The organism is Burkholderia sp. CCA53 (genome assembly GCF_001685525.1).
Classification (GTDB): Bacteria; Pseudomonadota; Gammaproteobacteria; order Burkholderiales; family Burkholderiaceae; genus Burkholderia; species Burkholderia multivorans.
Genome location: NZ_BDDJ01000002.1, coordinates 589,302 through 605,083, shown reverse-complemented (window position 1 = coordinate 605,083; position 15,782 = coordinate 589,302). Strand labels below are relative to the sequence as shown.

The 15,782-nt window shown below is 67.6% G+C and carries 13 protein-coding genes; 12 read left to right on the top strand and 1 reads right to left on the bottom strand.

The genetic code is table 11. The annotated features are described in order from the left end of the window. Positions 1 to 14 precede the first annotated feature (14 nt). The 6 genes from BCR55_RS19215 (at position 15) to BCR55_RS19190 (ending at position 5,884) form a co-directional block, all read left to right on the top strand. Complete coding sequence (locus BCR55_RS19215; RefSeq protein WP_053297856.1) at positions 15 to 431, top strand: VOC family protein; 417 nt, start codon at positions 15 to 17, stop codon at positions 429 to 431. Continuing rightward, complete coding sequence (locus BCR55_RS19210; protein WP_045593170.1) at positions 428 to 1,696, top strand: RNA polymerase sigma factor; 1,269 nt, start codon at positions 428 to 430, stop codon at positions 1,694 to 1,696. Before BCR55_RS19215 ends, BCR55_RS19210 begins: the two co-directional genes overlap by 4 nt. 187 nt (positions 1,697 to 1,883) lie before the next feature. After that, positions 1,884 to 2,306 carry a rubrerythrin family protein gene (locus tag BCR55_RS19205; protein WP_006399380.1) on the top strand — a complete coding sequence of 141 codons (423 nt, stop codon included), beginning with the start codon at positions 1,884 to 1,886 and terminating at the stop codon, positions 2,304 to 2,306. A gap of 89 nt (positions 2,307 to 2,395) precedes the next feature. Then, entirely contained in the window at positions 2,396 to 3,733 is a 1,338-nt protein-coding gene (locus BCR55_RS19200) for a heterodisulfide reductase-related iron-sulfur binding cluster (protein WP_065495457.1), read from the top strand. 24 nt (positions 3,734 to 3,757) lie between these two features. Beyond that, positions 3,758 to 4,339: a DUF3501 family protein gene (locus BCR55_RS19195; RefSeq protein WP_065496666.1), complete on the top strand. Its 582-nt coding sequence runs from the start codon at positions 3,758 to 3,760 to the stop codon at positions 4,337 to 4,339. Positions 4,340 to 4,951: 612 nt separating this feature from the next. Then, positions 4,952 to 5,884 carry a transposase gene (locus BCR55_RS19190; RefSeq protein ID WP_006404182.1) on the top strand — a complete coding sequence of 311 codons (933 nt, stop codon included), beginning with the start codon at positions 4,952 to 4,954 and terminating at the stop codon, positions 5,882 to 5,884. Positions 5,885 to 5,984: 100 nt separating this feature from the next. Here the strand turns inward: BCR55_RS19190 and BCR55_RS19185 are convergent, their stop codons facing one another. Continuing rightward, on the bottom strand, positions 5,985 to 7,511 hold the full coding sequence (locus BCR55_RS19185; RefSeq protein WP_006404181.1) for a mannose-1-phosphate guanylyltransferase/mannose-6-phosphate isomerase: 1,527 nt from the start codon (positions 7,509 to 7,511) through the stop codon (positions 5,985 to 5,987). 430 nt (positions 7,512 to 7,941) lie between these two features. Between BCR55_RS19185 and BCR55_RS19180 the strand changes: the two genes are divergently transcribed. The 6 genes from BCR55_RS19180 to BCR55_RS19155 all read left to right on the top strand — a co-directional run bounded on the left by BCR55_RS19180 (position 7,942) and on the right by BCR55_RS19155 (position 15,759). After that, positions 7,942 to 9,315, top strand: a complete 1,374-nt coding sequence (locus tag BCR55_RS19180) for an undecaprenyl-phosphate glucose phosphotransferase (protein WP_035488198.1) — start codon at positions 7,942 to 7,944, stop codon at positions 9,313 to 9,315. A 61-nt stretch (positions 9,316 to 9,376) separates the two neighbouring features. Continuing rightward, positions 9,377 to 10,789: a UDP-glucose/GDP-mannose dehydrogenase family protein gene (locus BCR55_RS19175; protein ID WP_065495455.1), complete on the top strand. Its 1,413-nt coding sequence runs from the start codon at positions 9,377 to 9,379 to the stop codon at positions 10,787 to 10,789. Between the two features lie 41 nt (positions 10,790 to 10,830). Further along, entirely contained in the window at positions 10,831 to 11,274 is a 444-nt protein-coding gene (locus tag BCR55_RS19170; RefSeq protein WP_006399391.1) for a low molecular weight protein-tyrosine-phosphatase, read from the top strand. Then, entirely contained in the window at positions 11,268 to 12,446 is a 1,179-nt protein-coding gene (locus tag BCR55_RS19165) for a polysaccharide biosynthesis/export family protein (protein WP_006399392.1), read from the top strand. Before BCR55_RS19170 ends, BCR55_RS19165 begins: the two co-directional genes overlap by 7 nt. Positions 12,447 to 12,511: 65 nt before the next feature. Continuing rightward, positions 12,512 to 14,737: a polysaccharide biosynthesis tyrosine autokinase gene (locus BCR55_RS19160; protein ID WP_006404175.1), complete on the top strand. Its 2,226-nt coding sequence runs from the start codon at positions 12,512 to 12,514 to the stop codon at positions 14,735 to 14,737. Between the two features lie 62 nt (positions 14,738 to 14,799). After that, positions 14,800 to 15,759 (top strand): glycosyltransferase family 2 protein, encoded by a 960-nt coding sequence (locus BCR55_RS19155; protein WP_035955982.1) that lies wholly within the window; start codon positions 14,800 to 14,802, stop codon positions 15,757 to 15,759. The last annotated feature ends 23 nt before the right edge of the window (positions 15,760 to 15,782 follow it).

Sequence of the window (15,782 nt, the reverse complement as noted above, 5' to 3'; positions counted from 1 at the left end):
CCGGAGCGAGCGCCATGCACAACGCGATCTTCGTGAATCTGCCCGTGACCGACCTGCCGCGCGCGCAGACCTTCTATCAGGCGCTCGGCTTCGCGATCGAGCCGGCCTACACGACCGAGCAGGCCGCCTGCCTGCGGATCGGCGCCGCGATCTTCGCGATGCTGCTCGTGCGGCCGTTCTTCCAGACCTTCACCGACAAGACGATCGTCGAACCGGCGACGCACGTGCAGATCCTGCCGTGCCTGTCGTGCGAGAGCCGCGACGAGGTCGATCGCGTGGTGGCCGCCGCGCGCGCGGCCGGCGGCACCGTGCCGGACGCGCCGGACGAGTATCCCGGCATGTATGGCCATGCGTTCACCGATCCGGACGGCCACGCGTGGGGGCTGATCCATGTCGAACCGGGCGCGCATGCCGCGGCGGAGGCATCGTGACGCATGACGCGACGCATCGTGCCATCGAAGCCGTGTGGCGCATCGAGGCGCCGAAGATCATCGCGCGGGCCGCGCGCGTGGTACGCGACGTCGGCGTGGCCGAGGAGCTTGCGCAGGACACGCTCGTCGCCGCGCTCGAGCACTGGCCGGTCGACGGCGTGCCCGACAATCCGGCCGCGTGGCTGATGACGGCCGTGAAGCGGCGCGCGCTCGATCGGGTCCGGCAGGAAGCGCTGCATGCCGCGAAGCGCAGCCAGCTCGGCCACGAGCTCGACGCGCTCGAAGCGCACGTGGTGCCGGACATCGCCGATGCGCTTGCCGACGCGCGCGACGACGACATCGGCGACGATCTGCTGCGACTGATCTTCACGGCGTGCCATCCGGTGCTGTCGACCGATGCGCGCGTCGCGCTGACGCTGCGGCTGCTCGGCGGCCTGACGACGGGCGAGATCGCGCGCGCATTCCTGACGCCGGAGCCGACCATCGCACAGCGGATCGTGCGGGCGAAGCGCACGCTCGCGGCCGCGCGCGTGCCCTTCGAGGTGCCGGCCGCCGACGCGCGACCTGCGCGGCTCGCGTCGGTGCTCGAAGTGATCTATCTGATCTTCAACGAAGGCTATGCGGCGACGGCCGGCGACGACTGGATGCGCCCGGCGCTCTGCGACGAGGCGCTGCGGCTCGGCCGCGTGCTGGCCGGGCTCGCGCCGAACGAAAGCGAAGTGCTCGGGCTCGTCGCGCTGATGGAACTGCAGGCGTCGCGGATGCATGCGCGCACCGATGCGCAGGGCAGGCCCGTGCTGCTGCTCGATCAGGATCGCAGCCGCTGGGATCCGCTCTTGATCCGGCGCGGGCTCGCGGCGCTCGAGCGCGCGACGAAGCTCGGCGGCGTGCGCGGGCCTTACGCCCTGCAGGCGGCGCTGGCCGCGTGCCACGCGCGCGCGCGCCGTGCGGCCGACACCGACTGGGCGCAGATCGTCGCGCTGTACGATGCGCTCGCCGAAGTCGCACCGTCGCCCGTCGTCGAATTGAATCGCGCGGTCGCGGTCGGCATGGCGTTCGGGCCGGCCGCCGCGCTCGAACTCGTCGACGCGCTGCGCGACGATCCGGCGCTCGCGCGCTATCACTGGCTGCCGAGCGTGCGCGGCGACCTGCTCGCGAAGCTCGGCCGCGCCGACGAAGCGAAGGCCGAGTTTCGCCGCGCGGCGGAGCTGACGCGCAACGAACGCGAAAGGGAGCTGCTGCTCAAGCGCGCGACCGACGCGTGATTCAGCCGGCGCGCTTTCGCCTGCCGCCCGCGCGCTATCGGCCGGATTGAAAAAGCCTATTGGGGGAAGCGCGCGCGAGCACCTAGATTAAAGAGCACGATACGTGCCGCGCACGCATGCATCGCTCCCCACATACTTCATCGGCCCGGTCTTTTACGCGGCCGCGCCGACTCGAACGGAGGCGCAAATGGCTGAACTCAAGGGCAGCAAAACCGAAGAGAACCTGAAGGCCGCGTTTGCCGGCGAATCGCAGGCGAACCGGCGCTATCTGTATTTCGCGTCGAAGGCCGACGTCGAAGGCCAGAACGACATCGCCGCGCTGTTTCGCTCGACCGCCGAAGGCGAGACCGGTCACGCGCACGGCCACCTGGAATATCTGGAGACCGTCGGCGATCCGGCGACCGGCCTGCCGTTCGGATCGTCGCGGCTGAACCTCGAATCGGCGATCGCCGGCGAGACGCACGAATACACCGACATGTATCCGGGCATGGCGAAGACCGCGCGCGAAGAAGGCTTCGACGAGATCGCGAACTGGTTCGAGACGCTCGCGAAGGCCGAGCGCAGTCACGCGAACCGCTACACGAAGGCACTGGAAGGCCTCGTCGACTGACGCGGCCGCTCGCGCGCCACCGTTCGTCCGTCGCTGCCCGCCTCGCGCGGGCCGCGCTGGCGCGCCTGCGCGCGCCGCTGGAGCATCCCATGCCTCACAAGGAAGGCAGTCTCGAAGCGCCGACGCGGCATCCGCTCGACTGGCAGTCCGACGCGTTCTACGACCAGGCCGCCATCGATGCGGAGATGACGCGCGTGTTCGACATCTGCGCCGGATGCCGTCGCTGCGTGTCGCTGTGCGGCGCGTTTCCATCGCTGTTCGACCTCGTCGACGACACGCCGTCCGGCGACATCGACGAAGTGCCGAAGCAGGCGTTCGGCAACGTTGTCGATCAGTGCTATCTGTGCGATCTCTGCTACATGACGAAGTGTCCCTACGTGCCGCCGCACGCATGGAACGTCGACTTTCCGCATCTGATGCTGCGCGCGAAGGCCGCACGCTACAAGCGCGGCGAGGTCGCACTGCGCGACAAGGTGCTGTCGAACACCGACGCGCTCGGCCATCTCGCCGGCATCCCGGTCGTCACGCAGACGGTGAACGCGGTGAACCGCACGCCGCCCGCGCGCCACGCGCTCGAAGCGGTGCTCGGCGTCGACCGCCGCGCCTGGCTGCCCGAGTTCGCGCCGCGCACGTTCCGGCGCGGGGCCGCGCGCTCGTCCGCACCGCCGGTGCGCGACGGCGAACGCACGCCGGGCAAGGTCGCGGTCTACGCGACCTGCTACGTGAACTTCAACGAACCGGGCATCGGCCACGACCTGCTCGCGATCCTCGCGCACAACGACATCCCGTACGAACTTGTGACGCGCGAAGCGTGCTGCGGCATGCCGATGCTCGAACAGGGCAATCTCGCCGGCGTCGCCGCGAAGAAGGCAGCGAACGTGCCGGTGCTCGAACGCTACGCGCGCGACGGCTACGCGCTGCTCGGCGCGATTCCGAGCTGCGTGCTGATGTACAAGAGCGAGCTGCCGCTGATGTTTCCCGACGACGCGGCAGTGCGCGCCGTCGCCGACGCGTTCTGGGATCCGTTCGAATACCTGATCGCGCGGCATCGCGACGGTCTGCTGAAGACCGATTTCACGCAGGCGCTCGGCACCGTGTCGTATCACGTGCCGTGCCACGCGCGCGTGCAGAACATCGGGCGCAAGACGGCCGACGCGTTGTCGCTCGTGCCCGATACGCGCGTGAAGGTGGTCGAGCGCTGCTCGGGACACGCGGGCACGTTCGGCGTGAAAAAGGCGTTCCATGCGGACGCGATGCGGATCGGCGGCCCGGTGTTTGCGGCGATGGCCGAACCGCAGCCGGACGTGATCGCGTCCGACTGCGCGCTGGCCGGCCATCACATCGCGCAGGGCATCGACGAAAAGGGGCTGCGGGCGGCGCCGCTCGCGCATCCGCTGACGCTGCTGCGACGCGCATACGGCATCTGACCGACGACGAACGAGGACATGGCGATGACGCTGACCCGCGATTCCCTGCTGACGCTCGAAGCGTACGCGAAGATCCGCAAGGCCGAACACGCACGGCTCGTCGCCTACAAGCGTCGTCGTGCGGTGTCGCTCGGCAACCATCTGCGCTTCCTGTTCGAGGACGAGACGACGATCCGCTATCAGATCCAGGAGATGCTGCACATCGAGAAGATCTTCGACCAAGCGGGCATCGAAGGCGAACTCGAAGCGTATCTGCCGCTCGTGCCGGACGGCACGAACCTGAAGGCCACGATGCAGATCGAGTACGAGCACGAGGCCGAACGGCGCGCGGCGCTCGCGCGGCTGATCGGGATCGAGGATCGCGTTTACGTGCAGGTCGACGGGCACGAGCCGGTGTATGCGATCGCCGACGAGGATCTCGAACGCGACAACGCGCAGAAGACGTCGGCCGTGCATTTCGTGCGCTTCGAACTGAGCGCGCCGATGCGCGCCGCGCTGAAGGACGGCGCGGCGCTGTCGATCGGCTGCGACCATCCCGCCTATACGTTGCCCGCGCAACCGATCGATCGCGACGTGGCGGCGTCGCTGGTCGGCGATCTGCGCTGATCTCGCGCACTCGCACGCTTGCATGCAGGGAAACACCGTGCGTGCCGCGTCACGTCGCTTTCATTGCTCGCAGAGAAACAATTAAAAGATTGTGCATCGGGATAATCGACGCACGGGCAATTCGAATGATTTACCGATTCGCGTGCGTTTTGTTACGTATTTATCCAGGATTTACCGATTTCAACGGAAACGCAGCCATTTTGTTACCGGATAGGGTCGGATCACGTGCCGAGCGCTGTCGCGGCGTGCGCTTCGACATCCCGCAGAGCCCCGTCCCGCGGGCCTTTGCGGCCGCGCCGATAAACATCGCTTAAAAAAATCGATCGATAAACGGAATCGGCATGTTTGGCAGGTTGTTTCAGTACGTAACATTAAGTCATTGTCATATTGAGACAAACCCTAGCGGTGGTATGCTTCGTGCACAAAAATTCCCACATTGGAGTGAGACCGCGATCTGTGCGCCATTGCCGGGAATCGCGGCACCGTCGCTGTGCGGTGTCGAGCCGGCATGCACAACCGGATAACCATAATGTGCAACCTGGCCGCCGCCGCGACCCGTCGCAGCGGCGCCGCCGATCGCAGCCCCGGCCTGGCTGCGTGGAGAGATCTACTATGTTCTTCGATGAGCTTAACGATGAAGAGTGGTTTCGTCTTTCACCGCTGATCGCCGATGAACCCATCCGGCTGAACCGCCGGGGCCGGCCGCGCGCTGAGCCGCGCGTCGTCGCCAATGCGGTGCTCTGGATCCTGACCACGGGCGAGGCCTGGTCGAAATTGCCGGGACGCTATCCGTCGGGCCCTACGTGTCGTCGCCGCTATGAGGAATGGCTCGCGAACGGCACGCTGTTGCAGATGATCGACGTGCTCACGCAGTTCAGCGGCCGCACGTTCGCCTACGTGCCGCCGCCGCCCGCACCGGCCGCGCCCGCGTGCCCCGCGGAACCGGCGCCGGAAGCCGCGCGCCTGCGCGGCGTGTTCTGGCAGAACCCGGAGTCGTGGCAACTGCCGGTCGCGCAATCGCCCGCGTGGAACGGAGAAGGCGCGTCGCACGTCGCCCCGCACGACGAAGAGGAGGCGCCGCGCCGCACGTCGTTCGCGGTGCCCGGCTCGCCGCTGCGTCATGCGCGCGTGTCGTCCGCGAGCTTCGGCTCCGCCGAGCCGCAGATCGACGAGTATCGCGGCTATACGATCTACGGCATCGCGCAGCCGGTGCAGAACCTGATGTATCGCGCCTGGGCCGAGATCGTGCAGGACGACCGGCGCGTCGAACGCTCGGGGCTGATCGGCCCGCGCTTCACCGATCCGGAGGAAGCCGAGCAGTATGCGCTCGACTGGGCGCGTCAGTGGGTCGACCGACACGGTGCAAGCGACACGCCGCTGCGTGCGCCGCAAAGCGAAGTGATCGCCGGGCTGTCCGCGCTCGCGCGTGCGGAGTCGGACATCAAGCGCTTCATCGCCGAGCGTCGTTCTTCGGGCGCGCTGGCGGAGAGCCGCAACGATCCGGGGCAGGGCGATCGCCACGAATACGCGTATCGCGTCGGTTGAACGGCGCGTACGCGACACGCGCGGGCCTTGCCCGCGCGCGTTCGACGATCAGCCGTTCGATGCCGGGGTGCCGCGATGCGGCGCCCCGTTTCTTTTCGCGTTACTGACGGCCGTACGTATCGTCGAAGCGCACGATGTCGTCTTCGCCGAGATACGCGCCCGACTGCACCTCGATCAGCTCGAGCGGCATCTTGCCGGGATTCTCGAGGCGATGCGAGACGCCGAGCGGGATATAGGTCGATTCGTTCTCCGACAGCAGGAACGTCTCGTCCCCGCGCGTGATGCGCGCGGTGCCGCGCACGACGATCCAGTGCTCGGCGCGATGATGATGCATCTGCAGCGACAGCCGCGCGCCGGGCTTCACGACGATGCGCTTGACCTGGAAGCGCTCGCCCATGTCGACCGAATCGTAATGGCCCCACGGACGATGCACCTTGCGGTGGTCGGTCGCTTCCGCGCCGTGTTCGGCCTTGATGCGCCCGACGATTTTCTTCACGTCCTGCACGCGCGACTTGTCGGCGACGAGCACGGCGTCCGGCGTTTCGACGACGACGAGATTATGCGTGCCGACGCACGCGACGAGCCGGCTTTCCGCATGCGCGAACGTCGAGTCGGCATTCTCGAACAGCACGTGGCCGCGGCCGACGTTGTCCGCATCGTCCTTCGGCAGGATCTGCCAGATCGCGTCCCACGACCCGACGTCGGACCAGCCCGCATCGAGCGGCACGACGACGCTTTCGCAGAGCGACGGCCGGTTCGCGAGCGGCTCCATCACGGCGTAGTCGATCGAGTTCGACGGCGACGCGGCGAACGCGTCGCGATCGACGCGGAAGAAGTCGCCGTCGTCGCGACCCTGCGCGATCGCCTGCTCGCAGGCCGCATAGATCGCGGGCTCGAGTTCGCGGATCGCGTTCAGCCAGACCGACGCGCGCACGATGAAGATCCCGCTGTTCCACCAGTATTCGCCGGACGCGACGTACTGCTGCGCGAGTTCGAGATGCGGCTTCTCCACGAAGCGGTCGAGGCGGCGCACGTCGAGGCTGCCGGTGCCGGCGTCGCCGAGCGGCGCGCCGACGCGGATGTAGCCGTAGCCCGTCTCCGCGCGGTCGGGCACGATGCCCATCGTCGCGATGCGGCCTTGCGCCGCGCAGTGCACGCCGGCCGCGACGGCCGCGTGAAAGCGCGGCAGATCGGCGACCGCATGGTCGGCCGGCATCACGGTCATGACTGCATCGTCGCCGCTCGCGACGATCTTCAGCGCGGCCAGCGTCAGCGCGGGCGCGGTGTCGCGGCCGATCGGCTCGAGCACGATCGATGCGCGCTTGCCGGTCAGACGCAACTGTTCGGCGGTCGTGAAGCGATGATCTTCGCCGCAGACGATCAGCACGTCGTCGTTCAGCGGATGGCCGGCCGTCAGGCCGTCGAGACGCAGCGCGGTGGACTGCAGCAGCGAATGGTCGCCGAGCAGGCCGATCAGCTGCTTCGGATAGTGTTCGCGCGACATCGGCCACAGGCGCGTGCCGGAACCGCCGGCAAGGATCACCGGCTGCACGGCGACGCGCGTGCCGACGGCAGGGGCGGCAGCGGCGACGTCGTGCGTGTCGGCCGTCACGGTCGGGGCATTCATGATGGCACTCTCCTCGATTGAAGTCAGTGCCTTTCGTTGTAGCACGAAGTAAATCGACAATAAAATCGGACGCCTTTGTCTATCATTGCCGTTTCATTGCCACGGGAAAATTTTCCGCGCCTCGCGGGCAGCACGATAAAAAAATAAAAAATAATTCGGCGCACCGGCCGCCGAGATAGACCCGACAACGGGTTCAGGCCGACGAAATGCTTCCGAAATATGCGCGTCGGTGGAAATAAGCGGGAAAACATGCCGATTTAATTCGCGAACCGCGCGGCAAGAATTGCCGATTATTTTTCGAAATACTTGTGCGCTTGCGGGAGGAATTTTCTTGTCGGTTCAATAGCGACATGCAACGTTTGAATCGAAGGTGCGGCACGGGCTGCACGAGGAGCTGTTCGGCAAACGACTGTTCAAAGAGGAAGCGAACATGTTGAGCGTGCTGGCGAGAGTCATCGATATCGCGATGGTCGTGGCGGGAGCGCTGATCGCCGCCGCGCTGCATCGCGGCAACGTGTGGTTCAGCGACCTGCAGCGCACGATGGTGCTGTTCGACTGCCTGCTCGTCGTCGTGTGCTTTCCTGCATTCGGCATCTATCAGTCCTGGCGCGGCAAGCGGCTCGTCGGGCTGATGGGCCGCGTCGCGTTCGCATGGCTCGTCGTCGAGCTTGCCGGCATCCTGATGAGTTTCAGCTTTCATCAGTCGGGCGAACTGTCGCGGCTGTGGCTCGGCTACTGGGCGATCGCGACGGTCACGCTGCTCGCCGGCTCGAAGGCGTGCGTGCATGCGGTGCTGCGGCGGCTGCGTCGCGGCGGCTTCAACCTGAAGGCGGTCGCGATCGTCGGCGGCACGCCGGCTGCGCGGCGGCTGATCGCGCAGATGCGTGCGCGTCCGGAGGCGGGCTTCAACCCGGTGTGCGTGTACGACGAGGACGCGGCGCCCGGCGACGTCGCGCTCGACGACGTGCGTATCGAGCGGCAGTTCGAATCGCTGGTCTGGCTCGTGCGCAGCCGCGCGATCCGCGAGCTGTGGCTGACGTTGCCGATTTCGGAAGAGCGGCGGATTCATCAGATCGTCACGGTGTTTCGTCACGACTTCGTCAACATCCGCTTCATTCCGGACGTGCGCAGTCTGTCGTTCTTCAACCAGGAAGTGGTCGAGGTGCTCGGCGTGCCGGCCATCAACCTCGCGGCGTCGCCGATCACCGACGTGCGGATCCTGCCGAAGTTCGTGTTCGACCGGATGTTCGCGCTTGCCGCGCTCGTGATGCTCGCGCCGCTGATGCTCGTGATCGCGTGCCTGATCAAGGCGACCTCGCCGGGGCCCGTGTTCTTCCGGCAGAAGCGCAAGGGCATCGACGGACACGAGTTCGAGATCTACAAGTTCCGCTCGATGAAGGTGCATCAGGAAGCGGCGGGCACGGTGACGCAGGCGACCAAGAACGACTCGCGCGTGACGCCCGTCGGCCGGTTCCTGCGCCGCACGAGCCTCGACGAACTGCCGCAGTTCATCAACGTGCTGAAGGGCGAAATGTCGGTCGTCGGTCCGCGTCCGCATGCGCTCGCGCACGACGACATCTACAAGGATCTGGTCAAGGGCTACATGTTCCGCTACCGGATCAAGCCCGGCATCACCGGCTGGGCGCAGATCAACGGCTATCGCGGCGAGACCGACCAGATCGAGAAGATGATGGGGCGCGTGAAGCTCGATCTGTACTACATGCAGAACTGGTCGTTCTGGCTCGACATCAAGATCGTCGCGCTGACGCTGTGGAAAGGCTTCACGGGCAGCAACGCGTACTGACGCGGCGCCGCATGCGCGGCTTCACGAATTTCGAATCATTGGTCAAGAGGTCCGACACATCATGAATCTCACTATCATCGGCAGCGGTTACGTAGGTTTGGTCACGGGCGCCTGTCTCGCCGACATCGGCCACGACGTGTTCTGTCTCGACGTCGACCAAGCGAAGATCGACGTGCTGAACGACGGCGGCGTGCCGATCCACGAGCCGGGCCTGAAGGAAGTGATCGCGCGCAACCGCGCGGCCGGCCGCCTGCGTTTTTCGACCGACGTCGAGGCGGCCGTCGCGCACGGCGACGTGCAGTTCATCGCGGTCGGCACGCCGCCCGACGAGGACGGCTCGGCCGACCTGCAGTACGTGCTCGCGGCCGCGCGCAACATCGGCCGCTACATGAAGGGCTTCAAGGTGATCGTCGACAAGTCGACGGTGCCGGTCGGCACTGCGGAGCGCGTGCGCGCGGCGGTCGCGGAAGAGCTCGCGAAGCGCGGCGACGATTCGATGTTCTCGGTCGTGTCGAACCCGGAGTTTCTGAAGGAAGGGGCGGCGGTCGACGACTTCACGCGGCCCGACCGCATCGTGATCGGCTGCGACGACGACGTGCCGGGCGAGCGCGCCCGCGAGGTGATGAAGAAGCTGTACGCGCCGTTCAACCGCAATCACGAACGCACGCTGTACATGGACGTGCGTTCCGCCGAATTCACGAAGTACGCGGCCAACGCGATGCTCGCGACGCGCATCTCGTTCATGAACGAGCTCGCGAACCTCGCCGACCGTTTCGGCGCCGACATCGAATCGGTGCGGCGCGGGATCGGCTCCGATCCGCGCATCGGCTATCACTTCCTCTATGCCGGCTGCGGCTACGGCGGCTCGTGCTTCCCGAAGGACGTCGAGGCGCTGATCCGCACGGCCGATGAACACGGGCATACGCTGCAGATCCTGAAGGCCGTGTCGTCGGTGAACGCCGCGCAAAAGCGCGTGCTTGCCGAGAAGATCGTCGCGCGCTTCGGCGAGGATCTGACGGGCCGCACGTTCGGCCTCTGGGGGCTCGCGTTCAAGCCGAACACCGACGACATGCGCGAGGCGCCGAGCCGCGAACTGATCGCCGAGCTGCTGTCGCGCGGCGCACGCGTCGCCGCGTACGACCCCGTCGCGCAGCGCGAGGCGCGCCGCGTGCTCACGCTCGATCTCGCCGATCGTCCGGAGTGGCTCGAACGGCTCAGCTTCGTCGACGACGAGGCGCAGGCCGCGCGCGATGCCGATGCGCTCGTGATCGTCACCGAATGGAAGGCGTTCAAGAGCCCCGATTTCGCCGCGCTCGGCCGGCTGTGGAAAGCGCCCGTGATCTTCGACGGCCGCAACCTCTACGAGCCCGACACGATGAGCGAGCACGGCATCGAGTATCACCCGATCGGCCGTCCGGGCTCGCGGCAGGCCGTCGCCGCGCGCGCGCCGGGCGCCGCCCGCGCCAGCGCGTGACCGGTGCACGCGCCGTTTTCCGCTACTCGTCACGACACGCCATGTTCCGGAACATCCTGATCGTCTGTCACGCGAACGTCTGCCGCAGCCCCGCGGCGGAAATGCTGTTCAAGTCGCACGCCGCATCGCGCGGTGGGCCGCGTGCGACGTTTCATTCGGCCGGCGTTCGCGCGAACGACGGCGACGGCATCGATCCGGTGATGCGGCGGCTGCTCGCCGAGCGCGGCGTCGATGCGACGACGCACCGGTCGCGGCGGCTGTCGCGACGCATCGTGCGCGACGCGGACCTGATCCTCGTCAGCGAGCGTGCGCAGATCGCGGCCGTGGAAGCGATCGATCCGTTCGCGCGCGGCAAGGTTCATCTGCTCGGCAAGTGGGAAGACGCCGAGATCGCCGATCCGCATGGCGGCCCCGAGGCCGACTATCGCGAGAGCTACTCATTGATCGAACGTCTGGTTCAAGGATGGCTGCAAAAACTATGCTGAAACGCTCGATGCGCCCGGTGGCGCTTGCCGTCGCGCTGACGACTTTCCTGTCCGCGTGCGCGACCGCCCCCGGCAACTACCTCGACTCGTCGAACCTGAAGGACGACGGCCGGCAGGGCCAGCCCGAAACCTATCCGGTTCATTACATCGACGCCAAGCTCGTGATGGACCAGCTGCAGAAGCAGCAGGTCGAGCATCCGCTGCCGCCGGGCCGCTACACGGATCCGTCGCAGTACGTGTATCACGTCGGCCCGCAGGACATCCTCGGCGTCACCGTGTGGGATCACCCGGAGCTGACGACGCCGCAGGGCCAGTCGTTCTCGAGCGGCGGCAACACGACGCAGACCGTCGCGGGCGCGCTGCAGCAGCCGTATACGAGCGCGCTGCCGGGCCAGGCCGATCCGTACGGACAGACCGTCGCCGCGGACGGCACGATCTATTTCCCGTTCGTCGGGCGCATCCGCGCGGCCGGCAAGACGGTCGGGCAGATCCGCGACGAGCTGACCTCGCGCCTCGCGCGCTACGTGAAGAATCCGCAGATCGACGTGCGCGTGCTGTCGTTCCGCAGCCAGAAGGTGCAGGTGACGGGCGAGGTGAAGCAGCCGGGCCCGCTCGCGGTCAGCGACGTGCCGCTGACGCTCGTCGACGCGATCTCGCGCTCGGGCGGCTCGACGGCCGAGGCCGACCTGCAGCGCGTGCGCCTCACGCGCGACGGCAAGCTGTACACGCTCGACGCGAACGGCGTGCTCGACCGCGGCGAAGTGCAGCAGAACGTGATGCTGCAGCCGGGCGACATCATCAACGTGCCGGACCGCAGCGACAGCCGCGTGTTCATCATGGGCGAGGTGAAGACGCCGGTCACGGTGCCGATGCTCAAGGGCCGCCTGACGATCGCCGATGCGCTGACGGCCGGCGGCGGGATTCTCGACACCGACGCGAACCCGCGCAAGATCTACGTGATGCGCGGGATGCGCGACAACCCGACGAAGCCCGAAGTGTTCCGTCTCGACATGACGCAGCCCGACGCGCTGATGCTGTCGAGCCGCTTCCCGCTGCAGCCGCTCGACGTCGTGTACGTGAGCACTGCGGGCTCGGTGCAGTTCAACCGCGTGCTGCAGCAGGTGCTGCCGACGATCCAGACGATCTTCTACATGCGGCAGATCACGCGCTGACGCCGCACAGGGCGGCCATCCGCCGGGGCGGCGTCTGCGCCCCGGCACCACTCAAGCGGGAACGAATGGTGAACACGCAAGCGAAACACTCCTACGCGGATCCGACCGCGAAGACCGACGAAGAGGACGTCGTCCTCGGCCAGCTGCTGCAGGTGATCCTCGACGACATCTGGCTGCTGCTCGGCATCGCGGTGGCGGTCGTCGCGCTCGCCGGCCTCTACTGCTACGTCGCGAAGCCGGTGTATCAGGCGGACGTGCACGTGCGCGTCGAGGGCAACGACAACACGACGCAGGCGCTCACGCAGACGCAGACCGGCGCGATGATCAACAGCGGCCCGCAGCAGGCGCCGACCGATGCGGAGATCGAGATCATCAAGAGCCGCGGCGTGGTCGCGCCGGTCGTCGAGCAGTTCAAGCTGAACTTCTCGGTCGTGCCGAAGACGATCCCGCTGCTCGGCAGCCTCACGGCGCGGCTTGCGACGCCCGGCGAACCGGCGCGTCCGTGGCTCGGCCTGAAATCGTACGCGTGGGGCGGCGAGATCGCCGACATCGACTCGATCAACGTCGTGCCCGCGCTCGAGGGCAAGAAGCTGACGCTGACGGCCGGGCCGAACGGCAACTACGTGCTGACCGACGAGAACGGCATGCGGCTGCTGACCGGCCGCGTCGGCGAGTCGGCGCAGGGCGGCGGCGTCACGCTGCTCGTGCAGAAGCTCGTCGCGCGCCCCGGCACGCAGTTTACGGTTACGCGCTACAACGATCTCGACGCGATCACCGGCTTCCAGTCGGGCATCCAGGTGTCCGAGCAGGGCAAGCAGACGGGCGTCGTGCAGATCTCGCTCGAAGGCAAGGATCCGGAGCAGACGGCCGCGATCGCCAACGCGCTCGCGCAGTCGTATCTGCACCAGCATGTGATCGCGAAGCAGGCCGAGGCGACCAAGATGCTCGACTTCCTGAAGGGCGAGGAACCGCGCCTGAAGGCCGATCTCGAACGCGCGGAAGCCGCGCTGACGCAGTACCAGCGCACGTCGGGCTCGATCAACGCGAGCGACGAGGCGAAGGTCTATCTGGAAGGCAGCGTGCAGTACGAACAGCAGATCGCCGCGCAGCGGCTGCAGCTCGCGTCGCTCGCGCAGCGCTTCACCGATTCGCATCCGCTCGTGATCGCCGCGAAGCAGCAGCTCGCGGAACTGCAGGGCGAGAAGGAGAAATTCAGCAACCGCTTCCGCAGCCTGCCGGCCACCGAAGTGAAGGCCGTGCAGCTGCAGCGCGACGCGAAGGTCGCCGAAGACATCTACGTGCTGCTGCTGAACCGCGTGCAGGAGCTGTCGGTGCAGAAGGCCGGCACGGGCGGCAACATCCATCTGATCGACTCGGCGCTGCGTCCGGGCGCGCCGGTCAAGCCGAAGAAGGTGCTGATCCTGTCGGCCGCGGTGTTCCTCGGGCTGATCCTCGGCACGGGCGTCGTGTTCCTGCGCCGCAACCTGTTCCAGGGCATCGAGGATCCGGACCGCGTCGAGCGCGCGTTCAACCTGCCGCTCTACGGGCTCGTGCCGCAGAGCGCCGAGCAGGCGAAGCTCGACGCGGCGGCCGAGAAGAGCGGCGGCCGCACGCGGCCGATCCTCGCGAGCCTGCGTCCGAAGGATCTCAGCGTCGAAAGCCTGCGCAGCCTGCGTACCGCGATGCAGTTCGCGATGATGGACGCGAAGAACCGCGTGATCGTGCTGACCGGGCCGACGCCCGGCATCGGCAAGAGCTTCCTGACCGTGAACCTCGCGGTGCTGCTCGCGCATTCGGGCAAGCGCGTGCTGCTGATCGACGCCGACATGCGCCGCGGCGTGCTCGACCGCTACTTCGGGCTGACCGCGCAGCCGGGCCTGTCCGAACTGCTGAGCGGCCAGTCGGCGCTCGAGGAGGCGGTGCGCGAAACGCCGGTGCAGGGGCTGTCGTTCATCGCGGCCGGCACGCGTCCGCCGAACCCCTCCGAGCTCCTGATGTCGGCGCGGCTGCCGCAATACCTCGAAGGGCTCGGCAAGCGCTACGACGTCGTGCTGATCGATTCGCCGCCGGTGCTCGCGGTGACCGACGCGACGATCATCGGCCGCATGGCAGGCTCGACGTTCCTCGTGCTGCGCTCGGGCATGCACACGGCGGGCGAGATCGCGGACGCGATCAAGCGGCTGCGCACCGCGGGCGTCGATCTCGAAGGCGGGATCTTCAACGGCGTGGCGCCGAAGACGCGCGGCTACGGCCGCGGCTATGCGGCCGTCCACGAATACCTGAGCGCATGAACGCGCTGCACGACACCGGGCCGTCGCGCGATGCGGCCGCCCGGCCGACGGGAGAACCGACCATGAAAATTTCCGTGCTCGTTCCGACCTACCGGCGCCCGGCCGACCTCGCGCGCTGCCTGCTGGCGCTGCAGCGTCAGCAGCGGCTGCCCGACGAGGTGATCGTCGTCGCGCGTCCGGAGGACGACGCCACGCACGAACGGCTCGCCGATCCGGCGGTCGGCGGCGGGCTGCCGCTGCGGATCGTGCCGGTCGACGTGCCGGGGCAGGTCGCCGCGCTGAACAAGGGCCTCGACACGGCAAGCGGCGACATCGTTGCGATCACCGACGACGATGCGGCGCCGCGCGCCGATTGGCTCGCGCGGATCGAGGCCGCGTTCGCGGCCGATCCGCGTGTCGGCGCGGTCGGCGGACGCGACTGGGTGCACGAGAAGGGCCGCGTGCTCGACGAGTCGCGCGAATGCGTCGGCCGGCTCACGCTGTCCGGCAAGATCATCGGCAACCACCACCTCGGCGTCGGCGGCGCGCGCGAAGTCGACACGCTGAAGGGCGCGAACATGAGCTATCGGCGCGCGGCGATCGCGCGCCTGCGCTTCGACACGCGTCTGCGCGGCGCGGGCGCGCAGACGCATAACGACACCGCGTTCAGCATGGAAGTGCAGCGCGCCGGCTGGAAGCTGATGTACGACCCGGCGATCGCGGTCGATCACTATCCGGCCGAGCGCTTCGACGACGACCGGCGCGACGCGGCATCGCTGAACGCGATCGCGAACGGCGCATACAACCTGCAGCTGACGCTGCGCGAGCATCTGCCGCCGCTGCGGCGCGAGATCGCCTGGTGGTGGTGGACGCTCGTCGGCACGCGCGTCTATCCGGGCCTCGCGCACCTGCTGCTCGCGCTGCCGACGTCGCGCCGCGCGCGCGTGCTCGCGCACTGGCGCGCCGTACGCCGCGGCGCGCGCGACGCGCGTCGCACCACCGTTGCCCCGCGCCGTGCGGCGATGCCGCCGGTCACGCCATGAACGGGCTGCGCGCGCATGCGCGC

What these genes read in the sequence shown, in the direction of transcription:
- BCR55_RS19215 (WP_053297856.1), top strand. Translation starts at nt 15, where the DNA reads ATGCACAACGCGATCTTCGTGAATCTGCCCGTGACCGACCTGCCGCGC.
- BCR55_RS19205 (WP_006399380.1), top strand. Translation starts at nt 1,884, where the DNA reads ATGGCTGAACTCAAGGGCAGCAAAACCGAAGAGAACCTGAAGGCCGCG.
- BCR55_RS19200 (WP_065495457.1), top strand. Translation starts at nt 2,396, where the DNA reads ATGCCTCACAAGGAAGGCAGTCTCGAAGCGCCGACGCGGCATCCGCTC.
- BCR55_RS19195 (WP_065496666.1), top strand. Translation starts at nt 3,758, where the DNA reads ATGACGCTGACCCGCGATTCCCTGCTGACGCTCGAAGCGTACGCGAAG.
- BCR55_RS19190 (WP_006404182.1), top strand. Translation starts at nt 4,952, where the DNA reads ATGTTCTTCGATGAGCTTAACGATGAAGAGTGGTTTCGTCTTTCACCG.
- BCR55_RS19185 (WP_006404181.1), bottom strand. Translation starts at nt 7,511, where the DNA reads ATGAATGCCCCGACCGTGACGGCCGACACGCACGACGTCGCCGCTGCC.
- BCR55_RS19180 (WP_035488198.1), top strand. Translation starts at nt 7,942, where the DNA reads ATGTTGAGCGTGCTGGCGAGAGTCATCGATATCGCGATGGTCGTGGCG.
- BCR55_RS19175 (WP_065495455.1), top strand. Translation starts at nt 9,377, where the DNA reads ATGAATCTCACTATCATCGGCAGCGGTTACGTAGGTTTGGTCACGGGC.
- BCR55_RS19170 (WP_006399391.1), top strand. Translation starts at nt 10,831, where the DNA reads ATGTTCCGGAACATCCTGATCGTCTGTCACGCGAACGTCTGCCGCAGC.
- BCR55_RS19165 (WP_006399392.1), top strand. Translation starts at nt 11,268, where the DNA reads ATGCTGAAACGCTCGATGCGCCCGGTGGCGCTTGCCGTCGCGCTGACG.
- BCR55_RS19160 (WP_006404175.1), top strand. Translation starts at nt 12,512, where the DNA reads ATGGTGAACACGCAAGCGAAACACTCCTACGCGGATCCGACCGCGAAG.
- BCR55_RS19155 (WP_035955982.1), top strand. Translation starts at nt 14,800, where the DNA reads ATGAAAATTTCCGTGCTCGTTCCGACCTACCGGCGCCCGGCCGACCTC.